The organism is Blattabacterium sp. (Periplaneta americana) str. BPLAN (assembly GCF_000093165.1).
In the GTDB taxonomy this organism is placed as follows: domain Bacteria; phylum Bacteroidota; class Bacteroidia; order Flavobacteriales; family Blattabacteriaceae; genus Blattabacterium.
The window spans coordinates 381,858-406,261 of the sequence record NC_013418.2; the positions used below are offsets into that span (position 1 = coordinate 381,858).

At 28.0% G+C, this 24,404-nt stretch carries 28 protein-coding genes and 1 pseudogene; 3 read left to right on the forward strand and 26 right to left on the reverse strand.

Annotation, left to right across the window (positions count from 1 at the left end; genetic code table 11):
• The first annotated feature begins 15 nt into the window (after positions 1-15).
• On the forward strand, positions 16-2,331 hold the full coding sequence (locus tag BPLAN_RS01800) for a transglycosylase domain-containing protein (protein ID WP_012821499.1): 2,316 nt from the start codon (positions 16-18) through the stop codon (positions 2,329-2,331).
• 9 nt (positions 2,332-2,340) lie between these two features.
• Positions 2,341-3,306: an NAD(P)-dependent oxidoreductase gene (locus tag BPLAN_RS01805; RefSeq protein WP_012821500.1), complete on the forward strand. Its 966-nt coding sequence runs from the start codon at positions 2,341-2,343 to the stop codon at positions 3,304-3,306.
• Here the strand turns inward: BPLAN_RS01805 and BPLAN_RS03225 are convergent.
• The 14 genes and pseudogenes from BPLAN_RS03225 to menB form a co-directional block, all read right to left on the reverse strand.
• On the reverse strand, positions 3,296-3,730 hold the full coding sequence (locus tag BPLAN_RS03225) for a sulfite exporter TauE/SafE family protein (RefSeq protein WP_049756780.1): 435 nt from the start codon (positions 3,728-3,730) through the stop codon (positions 3,296-3,298). The two genes, BPLAN_RS01805 and BPLAN_RS03225, sit on opposite strands and share 11 nt — an antisense overlap.
• Positions 3,731-4,112: 382 nt before the next feature.
• Positions 4,113-5,768 carry a sulfite reductase flavoprotein subunit alpha gene (locus tag BPLAN_RS01815; protein ID WP_012821501.1) on the reverse strand — a complete coding sequence of 552 codons (1,656 nt, stop codon included), beginning with the start codon at positions 5,766-5,768 and terminating at the stop codon, positions 4,113-4,115.
• Positions 5,769-5,815: 47 nt separating this feature from the next.
• A complete protein-coding gene (cobA, locus tag BPLAN_RS01820; protein WP_012821502.1) occupies positions 5,816-6,625 on the reverse strand; it encodes a uroporphyrinogen-III C-methyltransferase in 810 nt (269 codons plus the stop codon).
• Between the two features lie 8 nt (positions 6,626-6,633).
• Positions 6,634-7,548, reverse strand: coding sequence for a cysteine synthase A (cysK, locus tag BPLAN_RS01825; RefSeq protein ID WP_012821503.1), 915 nt, complete (start codon positions 7,546-7,548; stop codon positions 6,634-6,636).
• A 17-nt stretch (positions 7,549-7,565) separates the two neighbouring features.
• Complete coding sequence (locus tag BPLAN_RS01830; RefSeq protein WP_012821504.1) at positions 7,566-8,399, reverse strand: serine O-acetyltransferase; 834 nt, start codon at positions 8,397-8,399, stop codon at positions 7,566-7,568.
• Between the two features lie 20 nt (positions 8,400-8,419).
• The gene (locus tag BPLAN_RS03245) at positions 8,420-8,572 is read right to left on the reverse strand and encodes a hypothetical protein (RefSeq protein ID WP_238523105.1); all 153 of its coding nucleotides are present in this window, start codon (positions 8,570-8,572) and stop codon (positions 8,420-8,422) included.
• Positions 8,573-8,591: 19 nt separating this feature from the next.
• Positions 8,592-9,446, reverse strand: coding sequence for a GTP-binding protein (locus tag BPLAN_RS01835; protein ID WP_049756781.1), 855 nt, complete (start codon positions 9,444-9,446; stop codon positions 8,592-8,594).
• Positions 9,425-10,030: pseudogene (gene cysD, locus BPLAN_RS01840) on the reverse strand (sulfate adenylyltransferase subunit CysD); the annotation flags it as partial. The gene BPLAN_RS01835 and the pseudogene cysD, both read right to left, overlap by 22 nt.
• Positions 10,031-10,088: 58 nt before the next feature.
• Complete coding sequence (locus BPLAN_RS01845) at positions 10,089-10,811, reverse strand: phosphoadenylyl-sulfate reductase (RefSeq protein WP_012821505.1); 723 nt, start codon at positions 10,809-10,811, stop codon at positions 10,089-10,091.
• Positions 10,812-11,000: 189 nt separating this feature from the next.
• Positions 11,001-12,089, reverse strand: coding sequence for an AMP-binding protein (locus BPLAN_RS01850; RefSeq protein WP_012821506.1), 1,089 nt, complete (start codon positions 12,087-12,089; stop codon positions 11,001-11,003).
• A complete protein-coding gene (locus BPLAN_RS01855) occupies positions 12,065-13,141 on the reverse strand; it encodes an enolase C-terminal domain-like protein (RefSeq protein ID WP_012821507.1) in 1,077 nt (358 codons plus the stop codon). Before BPLAN_RS01855 ends, BPLAN_RS01850 begins: the two co-directional genes overlap by 25 nt.
• Before the next feature lie 18 nt (positions 13,142-13,159).
• A complete protein-coding gene (locus BPLAN_RS01860; RefSeq protein ID WP_012821508.1) occupies positions 13,160-13,858 on the reverse strand; it encodes a metal-dependent hydrolase in 699 nt (232 codons plus the stop codon).
• 63 nt (positions 13,859-13,921) lie between these two features.
• Positions 13,922-14,827 (reverse strand): 1,4-dihydroxy-2-naphthoate octaprenyltransferase, encoded by a 906-nt coding sequence (gene menA / locus BPLAN_RS01865; RefSeq protein ID WP_012821509.1) that lies wholly within the window; start codon positions 14,825-14,827, stop codon positions 13,922-13,924.
• Positions 14,824-15,648 (reverse strand): 1,4-dihydroxy-2-naphthoyl-CoA synthase, encoded by an 825-nt coding sequence (menB, locus tag BPLAN_RS01870; protein ID WP_012821510.1) that lies wholly within the window; start codon positions 15,646-15,648, stop codon positions 14,824-14,826. The genes menA and menB overlap by 4 nt, the downstream gene beginning before the upstream one ends.
• On the opposite strand from menB, the gene BPLAN_RS01875 reads away from it, so the two are divergent.
• Positions 15,643-16,125: a hypothetical protein gene (locus BPLAN_RS01875; protein WP_148213675.1), complete on the forward strand. Its 483-nt coding sequence runs from the start codon at positions 15,643-15,645 to the stop codon at positions 16,123-16,125. The genes menB and BPLAN_RS01875 overlap by 6 nt on opposite strands.
• On the opposite strand, the gene BPLAN_RS01880 is transcribed toward BPLAN_RS01875, so the two are convergent.
• The 12 genes from BPLAN_RS01880 to rpsE all read right to left on the reverse strand — a co-directional run bounded on the left by BPLAN_RS01880 (position 16,099) and on the right by rpsE (position 24,395).
• On the reverse strand, positions 16,099-17,346 hold the full coding sequence (locus BPLAN_RS01880; RefSeq protein WP_012821512.1) for an SLC13 family permease: 1,248 nt from the start codon (positions 17,344-17,346) through the stop codon (positions 16,099-16,101). The two genes, BPLAN_RS01875 and BPLAN_RS01880, sit on opposite strands and share 27 nt — an antisense overlap.
• A gap of 49 nt (positions 17,347-17,395) precedes the next feature.
• The gene (gene eno / locus BPLAN_RS01885; protein WP_012821513.1) at positions 17,396-18,679 is read right to left on the reverse strand and encodes a phosphopyruvate hydratase; all 1,284 of its coding nucleotides are present in this window, start codon (positions 18,677-18,679) and stop codon (positions 17,396-17,398) included.
• The gene (gene rplQ / locus BPLAN_RS01890; protein ID WP_012821514.1) at positions 18,676-19,119 is read right to left on the reverse strand and encodes a 50S ribosomal protein L17; all 444 of its coding nucleotides are present in this window, start codon (positions 19,117-19,119) and stop codon (positions 18,676-18,678) included. Before rplQ ends, eno begins: the two co-directional genes overlap by 4 nt.
• 11 nt (positions 19,120-19,130) lie before the next feature.
• A complete protein-coding gene (locus BPLAN_RS01895) occupies positions 19,131-20,129 on the reverse strand; it encodes a DNA-directed RNA polymerase subunit alpha (protein ID WP_012821515.1) in 999 nt (332 codons plus the stop codon).
• Positions 20,130-20,143: 14 nt separating this feature from the next.
• On the reverse strand, positions 20,144-20,752 hold the full coding sequence (rpsD, locus tag BPLAN_RS01900) for a 30S ribosomal protein S4 (RefSeq protein ID WP_012821516.1): 609 nt from the start codon (positions 20,750-20,752) through the stop codon (positions 20,144-20,146).
• Positions 20,753-20,763: 11 nt separating this feature from the next.
• Positions 20,764-21,150, reverse strand: coding sequence for a 30S ribosomal protein S11 (rpsK, locus tag BPLAN_RS01905; RefSeq protein ID WP_012821517.1), 387 nt, complete (start codon positions 21,148-21,150; stop codon positions 20,764-20,766).
• 21 nt (positions 21,151-21,171) lie between these two features.
• The gene (gene rpsM / locus BPLAN_RS01910; protein ID WP_012821518.1) at positions 21,172-21,552 is read right to left on the reverse strand and encodes a 30S ribosomal protein S13; all 381 of its coding nucleotides are present in this window, start codon (positions 21,550-21,552) and stop codon (positions 21,172-21,174) included.
• Positions 21,553-21,565: 13 nt separating this feature from the next.
• On the reverse strand, positions 21,566-21,682 hold the full coding sequence (gene rpmJ, locus BPLAN_RS01915) for a 50S ribosomal protein L36 (RefSeq protein ID WP_012821519.1): 117 nt from the start codon (positions 21,680-21,682) through the stop codon (positions 21,566-21,568).
• A 9-nt stretch (positions 21,683-21,691) separates the two neighbouring features.
• Positions 21,692-21,907: a translation initiation factor IF-1 gene (gene infA / locus BPLAN_RS01920; RefSeq protein WP_012821520.1), complete on the reverse strand. Its 216-nt coding sequence runs from the start codon at positions 21,905-21,907 to the stop codon at positions 21,692-21,694.
• Between the two features lie 70 nt (positions 21,908-21,977).
• Positions 21,978-23,366, reverse strand: coding sequence for a preprotein translocase subunit SecY (secY, locus tag BPLAN_RS01925; protein ID WP_012821521.1), 1,389 nt, complete (start codon positions 23,364-23,366; stop codon positions 21,978-21,980).
• Positions 23,367-23,378: 12 nt separating this feature from the next.
• Positions 23,379-23,849 (reverse strand): 50S ribosomal protein L15, encoded by a 471-nt coding sequence (gene rplO, locus BPLAN_RS01930; RefSeq protein ID WP_012821522.1) that lies wholly within the window; start codon positions 23,847-23,849, stop codon positions 23,379-23,381.
• 18 nt (positions 23,850-23,867) lie between these two features.
• Positions 23,868-24,395 (reverse strand): 30S ribosomal protein S5, encoded by a 528-nt coding sequence (gene rpsE, locus BPLAN_RS01935; protein ID WP_012821523.1) that lies wholly within the window; start codon positions 24,393-24,395, stop codon positions 23,868-23,870.
• Positions 24,396-24,404: the final 9 nt, after the last annotated feature.

Sequence of the window (24,404 nt, forward strand, 5' to 3'; positions counted from 1 at the left end):
AATTAAAAAAAATAAGTGTCTAATAAAAAAAATAGAAAAATAAGTTTTTACTTTCGTTTGCTTCTTTTTTACTTTTGGTTTTTCTTTTTTCTAGGTATAGGAGCTATTTTTATAATTTTTTATGCAGCTTCTAAAGGTTATCTAGGGCCTCTTCCCAGTACAAAAGATATTGAAAATCCTATAATGGAAGTTGGATCAGAAGTCTATGATTCCAATGGAATTTTATTAGGAAAATTTTTCTCAGAAAATAGAACTTTGATTACTTATCAAAAACTTCCAAAAGATCTTGTTAATGCTCTCATCGCAAAGGAAGATATTCGTTTCAAACATCATTCCGGAATAGATGCAAAATCTCTCCTTAGAGCTATTTTTTCTTTAGGAAAAAAAGGAGGAGGAAGCACAATTTCTCAACAATTAGCCAAACTTTTATTTACAGGTCCATCTGCAAAAAATAAGTTACAAAGAATGCATCAAAAACTTTTAGAATGGGTAATGGCTATCGAATTAGAGAAACGTTACACAAAAGAAGAAATCATTACAATGTATTATAATAAATTTGATTTTTTATATAATGCAAAAGGAATAGAAACGGCGGCACATACTTATTTTAATAAAAAAGCTTCCGAACTTAATTTAGGAGAATGTGCAACATTAGTAGGAATGTTAGAAAATCCATCTTTGTATAATCCAAAATTATATCCTAATAGAGCTAAAAAACAGCGAAACCTAGTTTTATATCAGATGAAAAAGTATGATTTTATAAACAATAGGAGATATAAAGATGAGTTAGAAAAACCCGTTAAAATAAATTTTAAAATACAAAAAAAAGATTTTGAATTATTAACTTATTATGGTGAATTTTTAAAAAAAGAAATTCAAGAAGCATTAGATGATTACGAAAAAAACCGGACAAAACTTAACCTTTATTCTAGCGGATTAAAAATATATACATCTATTGATGCAAAAATGCAAGATTATGCCGAAAAAGCAGTAAAAAAACATCTTAGTCAATTGCAAATTTTATTTAATAATTCTCAAAAGAAAAATAAAAACGCTCCATTTTTAAATATTACTCTAGAAAAAACGAAGAGAATTCTTCTATCAGCTATGCATAGAACTCAACTTTATCATGATTTACGACAAAAAGGGATTTCAGAAGAAAAAATTATAGAAATGTTTAAAAAACCACAAAATACAAAATTATTCACATGGAATGGATATAAAAAAGTATTCATATCTCCATGGGAATTCATCCGATATCAAAAAAGCATAATACAAGCTGGGTTGATTTCTATAGAAGCTTCTACTGGATATATAAAAGCATGGGTGGGGGGAGTAGATTTCAATTATTTTCAATATGATCATGTAGCAAAAACACAACGTCAAGTAGGTTCTATTTTCAAACCTATTTTATATGCAGCCGCAATCAATGAATTGCATTACACTCCTTGTACGAAAATATCAAATGAAAAATTTCATTTAGGGAAATGGAGCCCAAGAAATTCCAATGGAAAATATGGAGGTTTTTTAACCTTAAAAGATGGTCTAGCTCTATCTGTCAATACTATTTCCGCTCGTCTTATTTCTCAAATAACTCCAGGTCCAGTGATTAATTTAGCAAGAAAAATGGGAATAGACTCCTTAATCCCTCAACATCCATCTATAGCTCTTGGATCTGCGGATTTAACTTTATATGAAATGACAGGGGCATTTAATACATTTACTAATTATGGAATTTATGCAAAACCCAGTATTTTAGTAAAAATAGAAGATGAATACGGAAAATTAATTAAAGAACATATAGATCTTAGTAGGAGGCAAGTATTTAGTGAAGAAGTAGCATATATTATGTTAAAATTAATGCAAGGAGTAGTACAATACGGAACTGCCAAAAGATTACATAAATATAATTTTTTTGTAGGAGATATAGCAGGAAAAACAGGTACTACTAATGAAAATTCTGATGGGTGGTTTATAGGAATGACCCCTAATTTAACTACTGGAATTTGGGTAGGTTGGGAGGATAGATTTGCTCATTTTGAAAGCATAAAATTAGGACAAGGAGCAAATATGGCATTGCCTATATGGGCCTATTATATGAGAAGTCTCTATAAAGATTCCAGTTTAATTTATCATGAAAAATTATTATTTCACAAACCAGAAAATTATCATTGGGATAATTGTGAAGAAGATAACAATAGTGATAAAGAAAAAAATAAAAATATATTAAAGAATGCTATAGATTTCGATGAAAATTTAAATCCTGAGAATAGGATGAAAACTGATGAAAGTTTAAATCTTGAAAACGGTAGTAAAAATGATGATCAATAATCAATTGATATGATAAAAAGAATATTAATTTTAGATAAAGATCATCCTTATATCATATATAAATTAAGGAAAGAGGGATTTATTTGCGACGAAAATTATTCTGATTCTATAGAAAAAATTATAAAAATTATCTCTCTATATGATGGAATTATTTTAAGAAGTAGATTGAAATTAAATAAAAACTTGCTGAAAGAAGCAAAAAAATTAAGATTTATAGCTCGTATCGGATCTGGAGTAGAAAATATAGATAAAGACTACGCTTATAAAAATAAGATCACCTTAATTTCTACTCCAGAAGGAAATAGAGATTCCGTGGCAGAACATGCAATAGCTATGCTTTTATCTATAATGAACCATCTATTTATTTCCAACCAAGAAATCAGAAAAGGTAAATGGAATAGAGAATCTAATAGAGGAAGAGAAATTAAGGGAAAAATTATAGGAATTATTGGATATGGAAACACAGGAAAAGCTTTCGCTAAAAAACTTTCAGGATTCGAAGCTACAATATTATGTTATGACATTTTACCTAAAGTAGGAGATATTTATGCACAACAAGTAGACATGAAGACGATTTTTATGAAATCAGATATAATTAGTTTACATGTTCCTTATACAAGAAAAACTAAAGGAATGATTAACGAACATTTTATAAAAAATTTCAGTAAACCTTTTTATTTTATTAACACCTCTCGTGGAGGATGTGTACTTACCGATCATTTAGTAAAAGCATTAAAAAATGGAAAAATATGTGGAGCATGCTTAGATGTGATAGAATACGAAAAATATTCTTTTGAAAATTTTTTTTATCATCGAAAACTTCCTAAAAATTTTTTTTATCTTATTCATTCTAAAAAAGTTATTCTTACACCACACATAGCTGGATGGACCAAAGAATCAAAATATAAAATGGCTCAAATAATTGTAAAAAAGATTCTTTCTTTCAAAGAAAAAAACTCTATATTTAGATATTAAAAAAACAATTATGTAAAACTCTAATACTCCAAATTTTAACTAAAATTCCTATAGAAAAACACATGATTTTTAAAGGAATTTTTCCTGATATTTTTGCAGCTAAAGGTGCTGCAAAAAAACCCCCGAAAACTAATCCGAAAACGATTTTCCAATAATGAATTCCTAATAAAGAAAAAAAAGTCAATGTACTAGAAAGAGTTACAAAAAATTCAGATAAACTTACCGATCCTATTACATATTTTGGAGTTTTTCCCTTAGATATTAAGGTACTGGTCACAAAAGGTCCCCATCCACCGCCTACAAAAGAATCCAAAAACCCTCCAATTCCAGCTAAAAATCCTATTTTCTTCGCTTTACTATGTTGTTTTCTCCATGCAGTTAGCAATATTCTAATTCCTAAAAAAAAAGTGTAAAAAGCTAACATATTTATAATGACTCAATCCAGAGATTCCACTAGAAAATATTTCTGCGGTATGTATACTAGCACTAATTGAGGAAAGAGGAATCCCTAAGGGAAGTAGTACAAGTAAGACCATATCCCATTCATTCCTATAGCCCCGTCTACAAGTTGAGCAAAAAATCCAGTAAAAACCAAATAAAAAAAACTTCTATCTAAATGATAAATCAATTTTTGATAGAAAAATTTTATATCTATATGTGATAAAAAAAAGAAAACCATTGTTACTAATGGGACAATTAAAAAAAATTTTAAAAGATTTTTTTTGAATTTTTTCCTCTATAGTTGTCATCTTTTTTTTGTAATCACAATCTTTTCTCATTCTATTTTCAAATTTTTTTGGAAAAAATTAATAGACATCTTTCAAATAGCGTCCACTTTCTTTCATTTTCCTTATAAAAAACTCTGGAGAAGTACCGCCAATTTCTTCTATTACACGAAATAGAGTATTTTCAACATCGATACTCATTGGCTTTTTTTGACCACAAATGTATACATACGCTCCATTCTCTATCCATGCAAAAAATTCTTTACGATTTTCCCATATTTTATTTTGTACATATATTTTTTCTTCTTGATCTCTAGAAAAAGCAAGACTAACACGATGAAGTACACCGTTTTTTTTCCAATTTTGAATTTCTGTTTGGTATAAAAAATCAGAAGAAAAATGCTGATCTCCAAAAAAAAGCCAATTTCTTCCAGAAGCCCCTATTGCTTCTCTTTCATATAAAAAGGAACGAAATGGAGCTATTCCTGTTCCAGGTCCAATAAGAATAATATCTTTGTCTGATTCTGGTAACTTAAATAAGTAATTTTTATGAATAAAAAAAGATAAAATATCGCCTTCCTTTAATTTAGAAATAAAATCAGAACAATAACCATATCTAATGTTTCCATTTATTTGAAACTTATGACGTGATACTGTAATATGTATCTCAGAATCATGAACTCTTGGAGAAGAAGAAATGGAATATAATCTAGGTTTTATAGGATCCAAAATTTCAACTAAATCTTTCGATTGATTTCTATTTTTCATAGGAAAATTATTTAAAAGATCAAGAAGATTCCATTCTCTATCATGAGGAATGTCTTTTTTTACCAACGTAGAATATTTTTTTAAAACATCTTTAGATAAATTAAATATGTTTGTTTTTTTTAAAAAATTTGAATATCCTGAAATGTCATCCTTTTTTCCTTGAAAATAATTCATAATTTTTTTTACTTCTTCTAAAGGATTTTCCGCTACAACTCCTATCGAATCCCCTGGTTTATAATCTACATCTTCAGGATTTTTTATTAAAATTTCAACATGATGAATTTCTTTGTTAGAACCTCTTTTTTTATCGCTTAAAAGTATATTAGTTAGAATAGTTCCATAAATTTTTTTTTTTTTCACATTTTTTTTGAGAATTTCTTTCTGAAATTTATCTTTTTCAAAAAGATTTACAATTTTTCTGAACCATTCTTCTGCTTTATCTTCGTAATCTACATCACATTTTTGTAACGGAATTAGTCTAATAGCTCCCACTTCATGTAAACGTTTATCCACTTCTTCTCCTGCTTTGCAAAAGAAAGGATAAGAACGATCTCCTAATGCTAATACACTATATTTCATATTATCTAAATGAAGGTCTTTCTCTTGATGAAGAAAATCAAAAAAAGATTTAGCAGATGATGGGGGGTCGCCTTCTCCATGGGTACTAACAATTATGAAAAAATAATTTTCTTTTTTCAAATCAATCAAACGGTATTGATCTAAACTTATCAATCTCATTTGTAAATTTTTATTTTTAGCTTTTTTAACAATAGAAAAAGCTAAATTTTTTGCATTTCCTGTTTCTGTTCCATAAACAAGTGTAATTTTTTCTTTGAATTTCCTCAATTTTTTAAAATTTCCATAGGAAGAAATCATTCCAGATAAAAATCCAGACATCCAAATAATTTCTTCTTCAGAAGAATTTTTTATGAATTCAATGAATGCTTTATTTTTTGATTCAGATAACATTTTTTTCAAGTTTAAAACAGATATGAATTACAAAAAAAAACAGAATATTAAGACGCAAAATAATTTTTTTTAGGAAAAAAATAGGAATCAGAAGTCCATTTAAATCTTCTATGAAAATTGACAGTTTTTCCTATAATTACTAAAGAGGGAGACAAAAATTTTTTTTCTTTTTTTATTAACTCTTTACAATTATAAAGAGAACTTGTATACACTTTTTGCATAGGTGTAGTAGCTTGTTCTACTATCGCTACCAATTTATCCGTATAAATATTTCTTTTATTCATTATCAATCTATCAAAAATATAATTCAATTTTTGAATACACATATAAAATACTAAAGTATCTGAAGTCTTCAGAAATTCAATCCATTGATGTTTATGAATTGAATTTGGATTATGAAGTGTTATAAAACGAACTGAAGAAGCGTATCCCCTCGCTGTAAGAGAAATTCCTGTATAAGCAGCAGCACCTACAGCAGCAGTAACTCCTGAAATAATTTCATAAGAAATATGATATTTTTTTAATTCAATTAATTCATCCATAATATTAGAAAAAATAGAAACATCTCCTCCTTTTAGTCTAATTACATATTTTCCTTGCAAAGCATGATAAATCATGATCTCATTGATTCTCTTTTGAGTCAAATATAATAGACTTTTGTTTTTCCTACACGTAGAGGATTTTCCTACATAAATAATTTTTCTTTTAGATTTAGAATTTGAGTACTTTTTTAGTATTTCAGGACTGACAAGACGATCCACTAATACTACTTCTGATTTTCTTAAATGATAGACGGCTTTAAGAGTTATCAAATCAGGATCTCCTGGACCTTCGGAAATAAAAATTACTTTCCTCATTTTTTTTATTATGAATCGAAAAGATCATCCACAGAAAAATACCTTTCTCCAGTATCATAATTGAATGTCAATACTGTCGAATTTTCAGAAAAATTTGATAATTCTTTTGCAATAGCAGACAATACGGCTCCTGTGGAAATGCCTACCAAAATTCCTTCTTTTTTTGCAACTTTGCGAACATAACTAAATGCTTCTTCTTTAGAAACTAAAAAAGTTCCATCTAATATTTTAATATTTAAAATAGAGGGAATAAAACCTGCACCTAATCCTTGTAAGGCATGAGGATTAGGTTTTCCTCCAAATATGACCGGAGATTCTACAGGTTCTACAGAAAATATTTTTACAGTTGGAAATTTTTTCTTTAGAACTTCTCCTATTCCAGTAATATGTCCTCCAGTTCCTACTCCTGTAATAAAATAATCAATTCCCTCAGGAAATGATTCTAAAATTTCCCTAGCCGTAGTATATTTATGTATATTAGAATTAGAAATATTGTCGAATTGTTTTGGGATCCAGGAATTAGGAATTTTTTTTACCAATTTTTCCGCTTTTTCAATAGCACCCTTCATTCCTTCTTCTCTAGGAGTAAGAACAAATTTTGCTCCATAAACTGAAAAAATCTTTCTTCTTTCAAGACTCATAGATTCAGGCATTACTAAAATAAGACGATATCCTTTCACCGCAGATACCATAGCTAGTCCAATTCCAGTATTTCCAGAAGTAGGCTCAATAATAGTATATCCCTTCTTAAGAATTCCTTTTTTTTCTGCATCTTCGATCATGGATAATGCTATTCTATCCTTAATGCTTCCTCCTGGATTATTTTTTTCCAGTTTCATCCAAATTTTATGATTTGGATATAAACGAAGGAGACGTACATGAGGGGTATTTCCAATAGTATGCAAGATACTTTCTGCTTTCATCTTTTTATTTTTTTATATTATATCATATAATTAATAGGATCGGGAAAAGGACTGTTATTTCGCATTCTTATTTCATTTTTTTGATAAACTATAGAATATGGAGGAATACTATGGGTCACCCATACATTTCCGCCAATAACACTATCATGTCCAACTATAGTCTCTCCTCCCAATATAGTTGCTCCAGCATAAATAGTGACTTTATCTTCTATAGTAGGATGACGTTTTTTATTTGCTAATTTTTTATCTACATAAACAGCTCCTAAAGTTACTCCTTGATATATTTTGACTTTATTTCCTATTTTCGTACTAGATCCTATCACTATTCCTGTTCCATGATCTATTACAAAAGCTTTTCCTATCTCTGCAGAAGCATGAATGTCTACTCCAGTTTTACTATGAGCATATTCTGTGATCAGTCTAGGGAGTATTGGAACTTTTAGAATCCATAATTGATGAGCCATTCTATATAATGCAGTAGCAAAAAATCCTGGATAGGACAAATAAATTTCTTCTATTCCGGTTGCGGCTGGATCAAAATCTAAAATAGCATTAGCATCTGTGATCAGTGTTTGATAAATATTAGGAATCTTTTCAAAGAAATTTTCGGTAAATATTTTTGACGGGGCTTCTTCAAAATTTAATTCTAGAAGAATGTTATACAACTCCTGTTGTAATTTTTGATAATTTTTCTTTAAAGATTTTCTGTTTTCTAGAATATTCCGATCAGGAGTAAAAAGAAGATGAAATAAACCTTCACCAAATTTTTCAGACATTTTTTTGTGAGGAAAAGGATAAAATCCTTTTTTTTTATTTTCAAACAAATTATTTAAAAAATCTGGATTAGACATAATAAAAAATTTTTCAAAATCTATTCAATCATACAAGCGGCTACTGTAGCATAACTTGTCTCATCTATCAAAATGGAAGCTCCGTTATCTCTTATCTTTTTATAAGAATCAAAAGGAATAGGTTTGGATGTTTTTATCCTCACTTTTACTAAATCATTTAATCCTATATACATAATCTGGATTTATCTTTTTTTAAAAAGTATTCACATTTATGCGATAAATAATATCTATAATAAAAATTTGAATTTGAAAGCTTTGAATTTGAAATAGATATCTATTTTTTCGTTTTAAACGACTATTTTCCATCCAACAAAGAACAGCATAAAAATCTTGAGAAACCTTTGGTTGATCATCGTATTTCTTTACAAGGAGATCTCCACGAGAGATATCTATTTCATCTTCTAAATACATAATTACACTCTGAGGAGCAAATGCTTTTTGAATTCTTTTTCCTCCCATTTCCATATACTTTATTCTTGTATGAAAACTATCGGGGTAAACAATTATCTCATCTCCTTCTCTATAAATTCCACTAATAATTTTACCTGCATATCCACGTAAATGATCCCTATTAGGTGATTTTGTAGGTAATTTTGATCGAATAATATACTGAACTGGAAATCTAGATGGCTCTAAATGAGTCATTTGTTGAATTTCAATTTTTTCTAATAAAGAAAGAAGACTTGGCCCTCTATACCATTCCATATTAGAAGATTTATCTACTACATTATCTCCATTTTTTGCACTAATTGGAATTTTTTCTATATGTTTCAAACCCACTCTATGAGCAGTAATTTTATATTTACGAATTATCTCTTTGTATATTTGATAATCATAATTAATCAAATCCATTTTATTAACAGCTAGAATAATTTTTGGAATATTCAACAATCCAAGAATTTGTCTTTGTATTTGTTCTACTACTCCATAACGAGCATCTATCAATATAATAGATAAATCCGCGTGAAAAGCTCCCGTTACCATATTTCTATGAAAATGTCCTGGAGGATCTGCTATAAGAAATTTTCTTTTTGTATGTAATTCCATACATCTAATTCTGTCCAATTGCTAATGGGAAAAACACGTATATTTTCTCCACCTCTGATTTTTCCATTGTAAATATTCCACAATTCGGGTCTTTGTAATCTTGGGTTCCAAGATACAAATTCGTTTCGAATAGAAAAAACCCTTTCTTTAGATCTCGCTTTTTCTTCATCTCTTCTTCATCCCCCAATACATGATGCATCAAATTGAAATTCTTCAATTGTATCTACAAGTGTATAAGATTGCAAAATATTTCTGTTAGGAAATCTTCCTTTAGGTTCAGATAGATTCTTTTGTATTATAGTGTCTTCTACTTTTCGTACAAGAATTTTTTCTCCAATCTTTTTCACTAAAAAATCTCTGAAATCTAATGTTTCAGGAAAATTATATCCCGTATCAATATGTACCAAAGGAAATGGAAATTTTCCCGGTCTAAAAGCTTTTAAAGCTAAATGAACTAACAAAATAGAATCTTTCCCTCCTGAAAATAATAAAGAAGATCTGTCAAATTGTCCTGCTACTTCCCTATAAATATGAATAGTTTCTGATTCTAATTGTTTCAAATAGTTTAAATAATAAGTTTTCATATATCCTTTCCTTTATCCTTATTCTTATTTGATGCATTTTGTATCATTGATATCTTAATTACTTATTTTTTAAATGGAGGCCACACTCTTTTTTTACAGAATTTTCTTCCCACCACCATCGTCCACTACGATAACTTTCTCCATTTTTAACAGAACGTGTACATGGTGCGCATCCTATACTTAAATATCCCTTATTATATAAATGATTATAAGGAATGTTGTATTTTTTTATAAGTTTTCTTATTTTATCTGACTTCCAATTAAAAAGAGGATGGTATTTTATTAATTGATAATTAGAATCCCATTCTAAGAAATTTAAATTTTTTCTTTCAAGAGAATGTTCTGAACGTAAACCAGTAATCCAAATAGCATTTCCTTGCAATGCCCTTCTCAATGGTTCTACTTTTCGTAAAAAACAACATTTCATTCTATTTTGAACGTTTTCATAGAAGGAATTAGGTCCTTTTTCGGATAAAAAATTTTCTAATCTTTTAGTATTTGGATAATATGCAGAAATGGAATAATTATAAAATTTATTTGTATCTGACCATACTTGATAAGTTTCTTTAAAAATTCTTCCCGTATCCAGGGTGAATATTTTTATAAGAATTTTCTCATTTAGGATAAAATGAGAAATCAATTGATCTTCAATGTTAAAACTGGTAGAGAAAACTATTCTTCCAGGAAATATCTCTGATAGAATTTTTAATTTTTCTTCTATAGAATAAGATTCAATTTTTTTAGCAATATCAGACAAACATTTTTCGGATGGATTTTTCATTTCAGATTTTTATTCATTCCCATTTCTTCTTTGAATAAGAAGACTAATACAAAAAAAACAAAAAACCCTTCGAATTCTATCAAATCAAAGGGAAGGCATATTATGTGATATGATCCATAATTTACAAATATATAAAGAAATATTTTACCTTCATAAAATATAACAGAGATTTTACCAATTGAAAAAACTCTAAAAAAATATTCTTAATAAATTAAGAATATTTTTTATTACAAAATTTCTTATTTCTTTTCTTTTCAACTTTCCAAAAGAATTTTCTATAAAATTTTTTACAAAAAAAATTCCTTTCGGTTTATAAAATTTTTTTTCCCCCAGGAAAATAGATTGAGGAATTTTCACAGAAAAAAAATTACCTTCAATAATTAATACTATTTTTTCTCCAAAAATTTTATCAGGAATTGAAGAAATTAAAAATCTTTTATGAGAAGGAATAAATGGAGATATTTCCTTTTCTATTAATTCAGGAAGTATTTTAATTCCTCCACTATTAATAAATTTATCAAATCTTCCTATCCAATTAAATTTATGTATAGAAATCAAATGAACTATATCATTGGTTTGAATAAAGGTTCCCATATCAGATATCCCTAAACAATTTCTTTTATCCACACTTAGATATACATCATCGAATGATTGAAAATATGGAGTTTTATCTAATCCATTAATTTTTTTAAAGGCTATATGACCTAATGTTTCTGTCATTCCATAAGTAACATAACATATAGTTGAGATTTTTTGCAATCTTTCTTCCAATTCAACAGAAATAGAACTTCCTCCTATCAAAACAATTCGAATTTTATCCAAATGATTTAAACTTGAAAAAACTTGCATGGGAACCATGGAAACAATATCAAAATATCCTTCAACATTTTCTAATGGAGTAGATGAAGGTGGAATGCAATAGATATCCCACTGAAATATCATTGCACGTATTAAAAACATTTTACTCGCTATAGAATTTGGAGATAGACATAATAGACCTCTAGTTCCTCTTTTTTTTAGATTTAAAAAATTTACGGTTCTTTTTGCAGATTTATACATACATTCTTTTTTCAGAAAAATTTTTTTAGGATAACCAGTGGTTCCAGAAGTAAAACTCATTAATACTGTTTGATTTTTATCATTCCAATTCTTTAAGAAAGAAAGAATGGATTCTTGCCACTGGTATAAGGGATGTCCTTTTAAAACTAAATTAGTAATAGATCTTTTCTTTGAAGAAAAATGAATCCACATTCCTAGAGAAGATTTTTTATGTTCCATTGATGTAAAGGATTGTACCAAATAGAACCTTTTTTTATCTGAAGAGGAGAAAAAAAATCATTACAAAAGTATCCTATATTTAATCCATGCACCCCTCTACTATTTTTGTATTCTCGTTCCATTTTAAAGGTCCATTGAGCCAGAGCATTAATTCCTATATGACTCTCCAAAGAAGAACTAATCCACCATCCAATTTTTCTTTTATTGGCCTCTAATATCCATTCTTTACATCCGGAAAACCCTCCACATATACTTGGTTTTAATACTATATATTGAGGTTTTATAATATCCAACAGTTTTTTCTTCAACTTTAAATCATTAATACCTATTAATTCTTCATCTAATGCTATAGGAACTTTTGAGACTTGACATATTGTAGATATTTCTTTCCAATTTCCGGATTCTATAGGTTGTTCTACGGAATGAATAATATTTATATCACAAAACTTATTTATACAAGAAATAGTATCTTCTTTTCTTTTAAAAGAACCATTTGCATCCATTGATATTTTTATATATGGATATTTCTTTTGAATTTTTTTTAACAAAAAATATAAATATTGATTATAAAAAAGAATTGGACTTATTTTCATTTTGATAAATGAAAAACCTTTAAATATTTCCTTTTCTATTTTTTTTATTTCATATTCTGTATTTTTTATAGAAGAATACCATATTAAACTATTTATAGAAAGCCCTATTTTCCCATTAATAAATTTAGAATCATATAAAATTGGAAACTTTTTCTTTAAACTCAAAAAAGCCTGCTCCAATCCAAATAAAATCGAAGAATAAGAAATATAAGGACGATAATAATCAATTTCCGTTTTCTTGATCGCGTTTATTTTTCTAGAAATAAACAATAATTCTTTCTCGTAAAAATTTAAATTGTTCAATTTTTCCAATAAGGGATTACATTCTCCAACCCCTATTTTTTCTTCTTTTTTTATAATGAAAAACCAAATTACACTATATTCAAATGTTTTATTGGCATTTTTCACTTCTTTTTTGAAGAAAAATTGATGCTTCTTTAGTTTGGATTTGATTATCATATATACATAATAATAGCCTCATATCCTTATGGATTCTCCCATTTTCAATAAAAATAATTCTTTTCCATTTTCAGAAAACTTTTTTTTTGCCTGTTCTTTATCAATTTTTATAGATTCAAAAGTATCATAATGGACTCCCAATATTTTATTGCATTGTAGTAAATTCGAAGCTATAATAGCCTCTTCAACATCCATAGTATAACTCCCACCTATGGGAAGAATAGATATTTTTAACTTTCCAAAAATAGGAATAAAACTCATTTCATTGGTTAAAGAAGTATCCCCGGATATATAGATATTTCCTCTTTTTGTATGTAAAAGAAAACCTCCAGGATTTCCTCCATAAGTTCCATCATCGAAAACACTAGAATGAACGGCCCAAACGTACTTTAATTTTCCAAATGGAAAAGATATAAAAGATCCATAATTTATTCCATAAGTTTTTAATCCTTTTTTTTCAAAAAAATTGGATATCTCATAATTTGAGATGATCATAGAATTTAACTTTCTTGCAAAGAATTCTACATCACATACATGATCATGATGTGCGTGAGTTATCAAGATGTAATCAACTTTATTAAATTGACAAATCGTTTTATTTAGCAATGAGGTATTTTTTTTAAATGTAGGATTTTCAGAAAAAAATGGATCTATTAACAAACATATTTTTTCTATTTCTAATAGACATGTACTATGCGTAAAAAAAGTTATTTTCATTTTCAAATCACGAATATAAGTATTACAATAAAATTATTCTATGAAATAGGAATTTTTCGCATTTTAAGAAAAAAAACTCCCAACCCCTATACACATAGAATAAAAAAAAGTGATTAAAACTAATTTTTTCAATTCTGAAGTAAAATCCTTAGAATTTTCCATAAAAAAAATTTTCTTTAAATGTTGTGCAAAAAAAGGAATACTTAATATAAAAAAAAACCATTGATAAATACTTTTATGAGTTAAATAAATAAACCATCCTCCTAAAAATAGAGAAATTAATATAGAAAAAATATGATATAATTTTGCATATTTGAGACCCAATATTCCGGCTATTGTATATTTTCCATTTTTATAATCATTTTTAATGTCTCTCATGTTATTAACATTTAAAACAGAAAGACTCAAAAATCCTACTGATAATGATAAAAAAATCATTTCCAATGAAAACACATGAGTATACAAAAAATAACTTCCTTCTACAGAAACTAAACCAAAAAAAATGAAAACAAATAAATCCCCCATTCCCATATATCCATATGGATAAGGACCAATGGTGTATTTGATTGAACTATATATGCAAATCAGAAGACCTATAAAATAGAGTAGAAAAATAAAAAAACCTTTCGTATTTAAAGATTTATAAATTAAAAATATACCGGAAAAAAAAGATAATATAGAAAATATATTTATAGCTCTTTTCATAGCTAATAAAGAAATCCATCCTCTTTGAATAATTCTTTTTGGACCCATACGATAATCATTGTCTACTCCTTGAATACTATCTCCATAATCATTTGAAAAATTAGCCAATATTTGCAATAATATAGCAGTAAAAAGACACAGAAAATAAGTTATAAAATCTCCAACACCTCTAGATTTAGAAATTAAAAAACTTAAAGTGATTCCAGAAAAGGAAAGGAGTAAAGTTTGAAAACGAATGGCATAAAACCAATATTTTAATTTCATAAAAATCTTGGAAATTTTTTAAAATTTGGATTTCTTTTTTCTAAAAAAGCATCTTTTCCTTCTTTAGATTCTTCCGTCAAATAAAACATTAAAGTAGCGTCTCCAGCTAATTGCATCAATCCATGTTGTCCGTCTAATTCTGCATTTAAACAACGTTTAATCATTCTTAAAGACATAGGACTTCTTTTTTGTATAGTTTGACACCATTCTATAGTTATTTTTTCTAAATCTCCCAAAGGAACTACTTTATTAATTAAACCCATTTTGAAGGCTTCTTCTGCAGAATATTTTTTACATAAGAACCACATTTCTCGTGTTCTTTTTTGACCAATATGACGTGCTAAATAAGAAGAACCAAAACCACCGTCAAAAGATCCTACTTTAGGTCCTACTTGACTAAAAATAGCGTTATCAGAAGCTATGGTTAAATCACAAACCACATGTAAAACATGTCCTCCTCCTACAGCAAAACCATTGACCATAGCAATAACTGGTTTAGGGATCTCTCTTATTTTCTTATAAAAATCTAAAATATTTAATCTAGGAATTCCATCTTTTCCTAAATAGCCTCCCTCTCCCCTAGTTTTTTGATCTCCTCCAGAACAAAAAGATTTATTTCCAGATCCAGTAATAATCAATACATCAATATCTTTTCTTTCATTACATATATCTATAGCATCGATCATTTCTTTTACAGTTTCTACACGAAAAGCATTATGACGTTCAGGTCTATTTATTTCTATTTTAGAAATTCCTTTCCAAAAAAGAAATAAAATATCTTCATATTTTTTTATCGAAATCCAATTTACTGTAGAATGCATATTAAAATTGATGTTTATTTTTATATACAAAATAACAAAAAAAATCATTTTTTTAATGATGTTATTATGTACCGTAATATTTTTGCCGTAATAATAGGATTATCAGTAAGTCTTGCTGAAATATTTTATGCTATAAAATGGATAAAAAAGTGGTTTGCAAAAATACAATTTATTCCACTGAAAAAATTACAATATGTATTTATTTATGCTCCTCCTGAATTTTTTATAACTTTATTTTTTCTCTATATTTTCAGCGCTTTAACAGGAGGGTTAACTACTGCTTTTTTCGTACAAAACGCTAAAAAAGCTTATGCCTTATTAACTGGTTTTATTTTATTTATTATTGCTTTCATTCATATATTGTTATACACTTTACCATTATGGTTTGAAATAATTATCCTTCCTATTTTTTTTCCATTTTCATATTTTGGAGGAGAATTTATAGAATTTTTACAAAAAAAGAAACGGATAAACTAATAAATATAAAAATCCAGATAAATAGCCTATCATAGCTAGCCAACTAATTTTTTTTAAATACCAAAAAAAATCTATTTTTTCCATTCCCATAGCTGCTACACCAGCAGCAGATCCTATAAGGAAAATGCTTCCTCCTGTTCCGGATACATAAGCTATAAAATGCCAAAATTCATGATCTGTAGGATAAGAAAACATGGCATTAGTAGCTGCTACTAATGGAACATTATCTATAAAAGAAGACATGAATCCAAATAAAAATGTAGTTAGTTTCCATGTAGAAACTATATTATTAATCCAATGAGATAAATTATATAGTATCCCTAAAGATTCCAAAGATGAAACAGAAAGCAAGATTCCGAAAAAAAATAAGATACTAGAAAAATCTATATTTCGAAATACTTCTTCCATAGAAAAATCTCTTTTTTGCATATTAGTGATCAGTCCTAGTATTCCAAGAGAAAAAGTCATTCCCATATATGGAGGGATCCCAGTGACGGTTTTAAAAATAGGAACAAATAACAAAAGACCCAGTCCGATGTTCAACATCCAAAAACCTTTTTTACGATCAAATTTTGACAATTTGCTTTTTTTTATTTGAATGACTCCATCAAAAATAGGCATTAATGAACCGACTAACGTAGAAAAAAACATACATAAAGTAGATGGAATAAATATCCTTTTAATAAGATTAACAGTAGTTACTTTATTAGATATCCATAGCATAGTAGTGGTAATATCACCTATAGGAGACCATACTCCACCCGCATTTGCGGATATAATTACCAAGCCTAAATAATATAAACGTTCTTTATAATCAGAAATTACTTTTTTTAAAATGGTTGCTACAACTATGGTTGCTGTTAGATTATCTATAATAGCAGATAAAACAAAAGATAATAAACTTATTATCCATAAAAATTTTCGCTTTGTATTAGTAGGAAATAAATCCCTTAATATTTCAAAACCAGAATATCTGTCAATAATAGAAATAATAGACATGGCTCCAATAAGAAAAAAGACTATTTCAGATGCTTTTCCCAAATGAAATAACAATAAAACTTTAGGAGTTTTATCAAAAACAGGGAGATCCAAAAACATAATTAAAGACCAACAAATAGAAGCCATGAGAAGAGATGGAATAACCTTATTCAAGGATATAATATTCTCAATAGTAATAAAAAAATATCCAATGATAAAAACCAATATTATCATTGATTCCATAGTCTCAATCTCTTTATTGGAGATAAAAATTAACAATTTATTTCCATCCTCATCCTGTCCATTCTGGATAATGAGAATTTTTACCTAGCATATCTTCGATACGTAATAATTGATTATATTTCGAAGTTCTTTCGGAACGGCAGATAGAACCTGTTTTAATTCTTCCAATATTTAATGCTACAGATAGATCAGCTATAAAAGAATCTTCTGTATCTCCAGAACGATGAGAAATAATGTTACAATATCCATTTTCTTTTCCAGTATTTATGGTTGCTATTGTTTCTGTCAATGTTCCCACCTGATTCACTTTGATAAGAATAGAATTGGCTATTCCTTCTTTTATTCCCTCATTCAATTTTTCTACTTTCGTTACAAATAAATCATCTCCTACTAACAAAACTTCTTTTCCTAACTCTCTAGTTAACATTTTCCATCCCTCCCAATCATTTTGATCCATTCCATCTTCAATAGATATAATAGGATAACGTCTTGTCAAATAAGACAAATAATTAACATGTTCTTCTTTAGATCTTTCTACCTTTTCTTTATTTTCCTTTTCAAATTTTGAATAATTATATTTTTCATCTTGATAGAATTCAGATGCTGCACAATCTAAAGCTAGACCTATTTGTTCATAAGGTTCATAATTGGCTTGGTGAATAGCTTCCAAAATATTATCTAATACATCTTCAATTCCATTAAAATTAGAAGAAAAACCACCTTCATCTCCAACATTTGTTGATAAACCTTTTTTAGATAAAATATTTTTTAGTTTATAAAAAACTTTATATCCCATTTGAATAGCATCAAGAAATGTATTAGCCCTCATAGGAACTATCATAAATTCTTGAAAAGCTATAGGAGCATCTGAATGTCTCCCTCCGTTAACAATATTCATTAAAGGAATTGGAAGTATATGTGCATGTACTCCTCCTATGTATTTATAAAGAGGGAGATTTAACTCTTTAGAAGCTGCTTTTACTACAGCCAAAGAAACTCCTAAAATAGCATTTGCTCCTAATCTTTTTTTGTTTTTTGTTCCGTCTAAATCTAATATTAATTTATCAATAGATATTTGATCCATTACAGAAAAACCTATTAATTCAGGAGCTATAATATTATTCACATTATGAACTGCTTTCATTACTCCATTTCCTAAAAATTTCTCTCCACCATCCCGCAATTCAAAAGCCTCATTTTCTCCTTTCGATGCTCCAGATGGAACAGAAGCACGTCCTAATACATTTTTTTCTGTTACTACATCTACTTCTACAGTAGGATTCCCTCTAGAATCTAATATTTGTCTAGCTTTAATAGTTTTAATTTTACTCATAGTTCTTTACCTATTTGATCCTTCCTCTTCCTTTTATTACTACGCCTTATAGATTTCTTATTTTTTTTGGAATTATAAATATCATTAAAATCAACTAATTCAATCATAGATAACTTAGCCATATCGCCAAAACGAGATTGCATTTTTATAATTCTTGTATAACCACCAGGACGTTCACGTACTTTTTGAAAAGATTCTTTAAAAAGTTCTGATACTGCAATTTTATCTCTTAATAATGAAAATATATTCCTTTTAGAATGAAGAGTTTTTATTTTAGATTTAGTAATAATAGGTTCTACATATTGTTTCAGAGCTTTTGCTTTAGCTAAAGTAGTAAAGATTCTTTTTTCTTTAATTAAAGATGAAGACATATTAGAAAGAATAGATTTTCTGTGTCCGAATTTTCGTCCTAAATGATTATTTTTTTTCCTATGATTCATAAATCAAAAATCTATTTCTGGTTTAACTTATATTCGGAAATATCCATTCCAAAATACAAACCTTTTTCTTTCATTTGACTTTCTAATTCCTCCAAGGATTTTCTTCCGAAATTTCTCATTTTTAACATATTAGATCTATTGCAATTCACCAAATCTGCTACAGACTGTATAGATGCAGATTTTAAACAATTTTTGGTTCGTACAGATAAATCCATATCAGTCAATTTGGATTTTAATAATGTACGCATACGCAAAAATTCTTCATCATATTTTCTTTCTTTGCTAATTTCTTCATGTTCTTTTTTTCCTATTTTTTCATGAGAAAAAATAGAAAAATATTTTATTAAAATTTGAGAAGCTTCCATTAAAGCTGTTTTTGGAGACATAGATCCATCTGTTATTATTTCTAATGAAAGACTTTCAAAATCTGTTTTTTGACCCACACGACAATTTTCTATTGTATATTTCACATTTTTAATAGGTGTATAAATAGAATCTATAGGAATATTTCCTATTAAATCATTATTGTTTTTCTTATTCTCTTCTGCTGGAACATAACCTCTTCCTTCTTCAATAGTAAAACTCATTTCTAGGGGAATAGATTTTTCTTTATGGCAAATAACTACATCCGTATTTAAAACTTGAAAACTAGAAATAAATTCATTTAAAATTTTTCCAGTAACTTTTTCTTTATTTTTGATTAATACATTGATGGTTTCTTTTGTTACCCCTTTAATTTTTCGATGAAAACGAATTTTTTTGAAATTTAATATAATTTCAGTGACATCTTCTACTACTCCTTCTATAGTAGAAAACTCATATTTCACTCCTTTAATTTTTATGGAAGTTACCGCAAAACCTTTTAAAGAACCTAAAAGAACTCTTCTTAAAGCATTTCCCAATGTCAGACCATATCCAGGTTCTAAAGGTTTCAAATGAAAAATCCCCTTTTGATCTGTAAATTCCGATATTGTGATTCTATCAGGTTTAACAAAATCTAAAATAGCCATAATATGATTTCTCCTTATTTTGAATATAATTCAACAATGAGTTGTTCTTTAATATTTTCAGGTATTTGTTTCCTTTTTGGCATAATTCTAAATACTCCAAACATATTCTTCTCATCTAAAATTAACCATTCTACTAATGAACCTACTTTATTACTTATAGATTCCAATATAACTGGATGTTTTTTAGATTTTTCTCTTATTCCTATCTTATCACCAGGCCTTAATCTGAAAGATGGAACATTGACTATACGATCATTTACTGTAATATGCCTATGAGAAACTATTTGACGAGCAGAAGATCTGGATGGAGAAAATTTCAATCTAAATACAATATTGTCCAAACGAGATTCACATGCTTGTAATAATAATTCTCCGGTAACTCCCTTTTTTCTTGCAGCTTCAAGAAATAACTTTTCAAATTGACGTTCTAATATTCCGTAAGTATATTTTGCTTTTTGTTTTTCTGTTAGTTGTATAAAATACTCCGAGCGTTTCCCTCTACGACGATTATTTCCATGTTGACCGGAAGGATATTTTCTTCTTTCAAAATACTTGTCTTCTCCGTATATACATTCTCCAAACTTTCGAGAGATTTTTGTTTTTGGTCCTATATATTTTGCCATACAAAAAAATATTAAACTCTTCTTCTTTTAGGAGGACGACAACCATTATGTGGTAAAGGAGTAATATCTTTTATTAAAGTAACTACGATTCCAGAATTACTTAATGCTCGTATAGCCGCATCTCTACCAGCACCAGGACCTTTTACTTTTACTTCTACTTTTTTTATTCCTGCATTTAATCCTTCTTTTGCTACATTTTCCGCAGCCATCTGAGCTGCATAAGGAGTATTTTTTTTAGATCCCTTAAAATTCATCTTTCCAGCAGAGGACCAAGCTATTACTTCTCCTTTTTTATTTGTCAGTGTAATAATAATATTATTAAATGTGGATTGAATATGGGCGACCCCCAATGAATCTACTACAATAGATTTTTTTTTCCCCAATGATGATTTTGCCATATATTATTATATGAAATAATTTTATTTTGCTGCTTTTTTCTTGTTTGCTACAGTTTTTTTTCTTCCTTTTCTAGTTCTGCAATTATTTTTAGTTTTCTGACCTCTTAAAGGTAAACGTTTTCTATGCCTAGTTCCTCTATAACAACCAATATCCATTAATCTTTTAATACTTAATTGTATTTCCGATCTTAATTCTCCCTCTATTTTCACATGATTTGAAATATATTTCCTGATATTGCTGATTTTTTCATCAGACCAATCCATCACCTTCATATTTTCATCTATTCCAACAGATGATAAAATCTTCTTAGACAAACTCTTACTTATTCCATATAAATACGTAAGTCCAATGATCCCCCTTTTAGATTTAGGTAAATCCACTCCTGATATTCTGACTGACATATAAAATCAACGATTAACCTTGTTTTTGTTTAAATCTAGGATTTTTTTTATTGATAATCCGTAAACGTCCTTTTCTTCTAATTATTTTACAATTATCAGTTCTTTTTTTTAAAGAAGTTCTTACTTTCATAATATAAAATTAATATCTATATGTTATTCTTCCTCTTTTTAAATCATAAGATGACATTTCTAATCTCACTTTATCTCCAGGCAATATTTTTATATAATGCATTCTCATTTTTCCAGAAATATGTGCTTTAACAATACATCCATTTTCCAATTCAACACGGAACATAGCATTTGGAGAAGATTCTATAATAGTTCCATCAACCTCAATATGCTTTTGTTTAGCCATAAACAAAATATTACAAATTAACTAATTACGTTTAACGTTCTATTAATATACCAATATACAAAAAAAAGAATTATTTAGTATATCTGCTGTTACGATTTTTCATCATCATCAAATCATCATAATAATAATTCAATAAATATATATCAACTTGTTGTATGATATCTAAAATTACTCCAACTACAATTAATAAAGAAGTTCCTCCATAAAATAACGCAAAATTTTGAGTGAGACCTAAACGAAAAACTATAGATGGAAGTATGGCTATTATAGCTAGCAATATAGCTCCAGGAAATGTGATCTTCGATAAGATGGAATCTATATATTCTGCTGTTTCTTTTCCCGGTTTTATCTTTGGAATATGTCCTCCGTTCCTTTTTAAATCATCAGCCATTTGATTGACCGGAATTGTAATTGCTGTATAAAAAAAAGTAAAAATTATCACTAATAAAGAAAAAGTTAAATTATAACATAATCCATAAACATCTTGAAAAAGATGAAAGAATTTTTTCATTTTATCATTATGAACATAATCGTAAAAAGTCAAAGGAAAAAGCATAATAGCCTGAGAAAAAATAATAGGCATTACACCTGCAGCCGTCATCTTTAATGGAATATACTGATGTTTTTTATGAATCAATTTAGAATCAAAACCTAAAGATTTGTAATGAGAAACATATTGTACAGGAATTTTTCTAATAGCTTGAATAATTACAATAGAAAAAAGAATTACTAATAACCATAACAAAATTTCAAAAAACAAAACTATCAAACCTCCATGACCAACCTCCAATTTACTAAAAATTTCTTTAGTTATGGCATCCGGAAAACGAGCTATAATTCCGGACATAATAATTAAGGAGACTCCATTTCCTATTCCTTCTTCTGTTATTTTATCCCCCAACCACATAGTAAACAAAGTTCCAGAAGTCAAGATGACAATTCCTATTGTCCAAAACAAAGTTTTTCCATAAAAAGTATTTATTTTTAGAAGATATGCGTTGGATAAAACTGGATTTGAAAAAGGAATAAACTGTTTAGTTAAAGAAATTAAATATAAAGGAGCTTGTATTAGGCAGATGCCTACAGTTAACCATCTTGTAAGAAAATTAATTTGCCTCCTTCCACTTTCTCCATCTCTTTGCAATCTTTGCAAATAAGGAATAATTATACACATTAATTGTATAATAATAGATGCAGATATATAAGGCATGATTCCCAAAGCAAAAATAGAAGCTCGATTAAAAGCTCCTCCTGTAAAAGAAGAAAGAATTTGCATAAGACCTTTGGAACCTGAATTAAGACTTCCTAAAAAATTACTGATCTCTAATGGATTAATACCAGGAATAGGAATATAAGCTCCAAAACGGTATACTAACAAAAAACTTAAAGTGGTTATAATTTTCTTTCGTAATTCTTTTGCATTCCAAATATTATGAAATGTAACTAAAAAATTATTCATTATAATTTTTCTTTACTTACTTATGAATAATGCTTCTCCACCAGATTTTTTTATGAAAAAAACAGCTTTTTTACTAAATTTGTGTGCCTCTATTTTTAAAGAATACTGTAATTTTTTTCTTCCTGACAAAATTTTTATCAAATTGTTTTTTTTTCTAACTAAATTATTATCTAATAATACTTGTTTATTAATAATTTTTTTATCCGAAATTCTTCCTTTATTTATCCAATCTTGCAAAGTATCTAAACTAATCACAAAATATTTCTTTCTGGAAATATTTATAAATCCGAATTTAGGAATCCTTCTTTGTAAGGGCATCTGTCCACCCTCAAAACCAGGTTTTTTAGAATATCCGGAACGAGACTTAGCCCCCTTATGTCCTCTTCCACAAGTACCTCCATTTCCAGATCCTTGTCCTCTTCCCAATCTAGTTTTTTTTTTCCTAGATCCTATTTTTGGCGTTAAAAAATTTAATAATTGCATAAATTAAAAAATCATATTTTATCCATTATATACTTTTCTAATAGAAATTCCTCTTTGTTTAGCTATTTTTTTTACATCTCTCATATAGCTAAGTGCCTTTATCGTAGCCTTAATAACATTATGTGGATTAGATGATCCTTTAGATTTTGATAAAACATTTCTTAATCCAGCGGCTTCAAGGACAGCCCTCAGAGGACCTCCTGCTATAATTCCGGTTCCTTCAGATGCGGGTTTAATAAGAATATGTGCTCCACCATATTTAGCTTCTTGTTCATGAGGAATTGTTCCATTGGATATGCAAACTTTACATAAACTTCTTTTTGCTTGCTCTCCTGCCTTATGAATCGCATCTGGTGCTTCTTTAGATTTTCCAAAACCATAACCAACCATCCCATTTTCATTTCCTTTAATAACAATAGCACTAAAACTAAAATATCTTCTTCCCTTAGTTACTTTACAAACTCTAGTTACTCCCACTAATCTTTCTTTCAATTCTAATCCTGAATATTTTGTTTTTTTTTCTTTTTCAGATAAAAATGCAGCCATATATTTTTT

Excerpts from the sequence above, each read along its gene's own strand:
- BPLAN_RS01805 (WP_012821500.1), top strand. The coding sequence starts at position 2,341 with ATGATAAAAAGAATATTAATTTTAGATAAAGATCATCCTTATATCATA.
- BPLAN_RS03225 (WP_049756780.1), bottom strand. The coding sequence starts at position 3,730 with ATGTTAGCTTTTTACACTTTTTTTTTAGGAATTAGAATATTGCTAACT.
- BPLAN_RS01815 (WP_012821501.1), bottom strand. The coding sequence starts at position 5,768 with ATGTTATCTGAATCAAAAAATAAAGCATTCATTGAATTCATAAAAAAT.
- cobA (WP_012821502.1), bottom strand. The coding sequence starts at position 6,625 with ATGAGGAAAGTAATTTTTATTTCCGAAGGTCCAGGAGATCCTGATTTG.
- cysK (WP_012821503.1), bottom strand. The coding sequence starts at position 7,548 with ATGAAAGCAGAAAGTATCTTGCATACTATTGGAAATACCCCTCATGTA.
- BPLAN_RS01830 (WP_012821504.1), bottom strand. The coding sequence starts at position 8,399 with ATGTCTAATCCAGATTTTTTAAATAATTTGTTTGAAAATAAAAAAAAA.
- BPLAN_RS03245 (WP_238523105.1), bottom strand. The coding sequence starts at position 8,572 with ATGTATATAGGATTAAATGATTTAGTAAAAGTGAGGATAAAAACATCC.
- BPLAN_RS01835 (WP_049756781.1), bottom strand. The coding sequence starts at position 9,446 with ATGGAATTACATACAAAAAGAAAATTTCTTATAGCAGATCCTCCAGGA.
- BPLAN_RS01845 (WP_012821505.1), bottom strand. The coding sequence starts at position 10,811 with ATGAAAAATCCATCCGAAAAATGTTTGTCTGATATTGCTAAAAAAATT.
- BPLAN_RS01850 (WP_012821506.1), bottom strand. The coding sequence starts at position 12,089 with ATGGAACATAAAAAATCTTCTCTAGGAATGTGGATTCATTTTTCTTCA.
- BPLAN_RS01855 (WP_012821507.1), bottom strand. The coding sequence starts at position 13,141 with ATGATAATCAAATCCAAACTAAAGAAGCATCAATTTTTCTTCAAAAAA.
- BPLAN_RS01860 (WP_012821508.1), bottom strand. The coding sequence starts at position 13,858 with ATGAAAATAACTTTTTTTACGCATAGTACATGTCTATTAGAAATAGAA.
- menA (WP_012821509.1), bottom strand. The coding sequence starts at position 14,827 with ATGAAATTAAAATATTGGTTTTATGCCATTCGTTTTCAAACTTTACTC.
- BPLAN_RS01875 (WP_148213675.1), top strand. The coding sequence starts at position 15,643 with ATGCATATTAAAATTGATGTTTATTTTTATATACAAAATAACAAAAAA.
- menB (WP_012821510.1), bottom strand. The coding sequence starts at position 15,648 with ATGCATTCTACAGTAAATTGGATTTCGATAAAAAAATATGAAGATATT.
- BPLAN_RS01880 (WP_012821512.1), bottom strand. The coding sequence starts at position 17,346 with ATGGAATCAATGATAATATTGGTTTTTATCATTGGATATTTTTTTATT.
- eno (WP_012821513.1), bottom strand. The coding sequence starts at position 18,679 with ATGAGTAAAATTAAAACTATTAAAGCTAGACAAATATTAGATTCTAGA.
- rplQ (WP_012821514.1), bottom strand. The coding sequence starts at position 19,119 with ATGAATCATAGGAAAAAAAATAATCATTTAGGACGAAAATTCGGACAC.
- BPLAN_RS01895 (WP_012821515.1), bottom strand. The coding sequence starts at position 20,129 with ATGGCTATTTTAGATTTTGTTAAACCTGATAGAATCACAATATCGGAA.
- rpsD (WP_012821516.1), bottom strand. The coding sequence starts at position 20,752 with ATGGCAAAATATATAGGACCAAAAACAAAAATCTCTCGAAAGTTTGGA.
- rpsK (WP_012821517.1), bottom strand. The coding sequence starts at position 21,150 with ATGGCAAAATCATCATTGGGGAAAAAAAAATCTATTGTAGTAGATTCA.
- rpsM (WP_012821518.1), bottom strand. The coding sequence starts at position 21,552 with ATGTCAGTCAGAATATCAGGAGTGGATTTACCTAAATCTAAAAGGGGG.
- rpmJ (WP_012821519.1), bottom strand. The coding sequence starts at position 21,682 with ATGAAAGTAAGAACTTCTTTAAAAAAAAGAACTGATAATTGTAAAATA.
- infA (WP_012821520.1), bottom strand. The coding sequence starts at position 21,907 with ATGGCTAAACAAAAGCATATTGAGGTTGATGGAACTATTATAGAATCT.
- secY (WP_012821521.1), bottom strand. The coding sequence starts at position 23,366 with ATGAATAATTTTTTAGTTACATTTCATAATATTTGGAATGCAAAAGAA.
- rplO (WP_012821522.1), bottom strand. The coding sequence starts at position 23,849 with ATGCAATTATTAAATTTTTTAACGCCAAAAATAGGATCTAGGAAAAAA.
- rpsE (WP_012821523.1), bottom strand. The coding sequence starts at position 24,395 with ATGGCTGCATTTTTATCTGAAAAAGAAAAAAAAACAAAATATTCAGGA.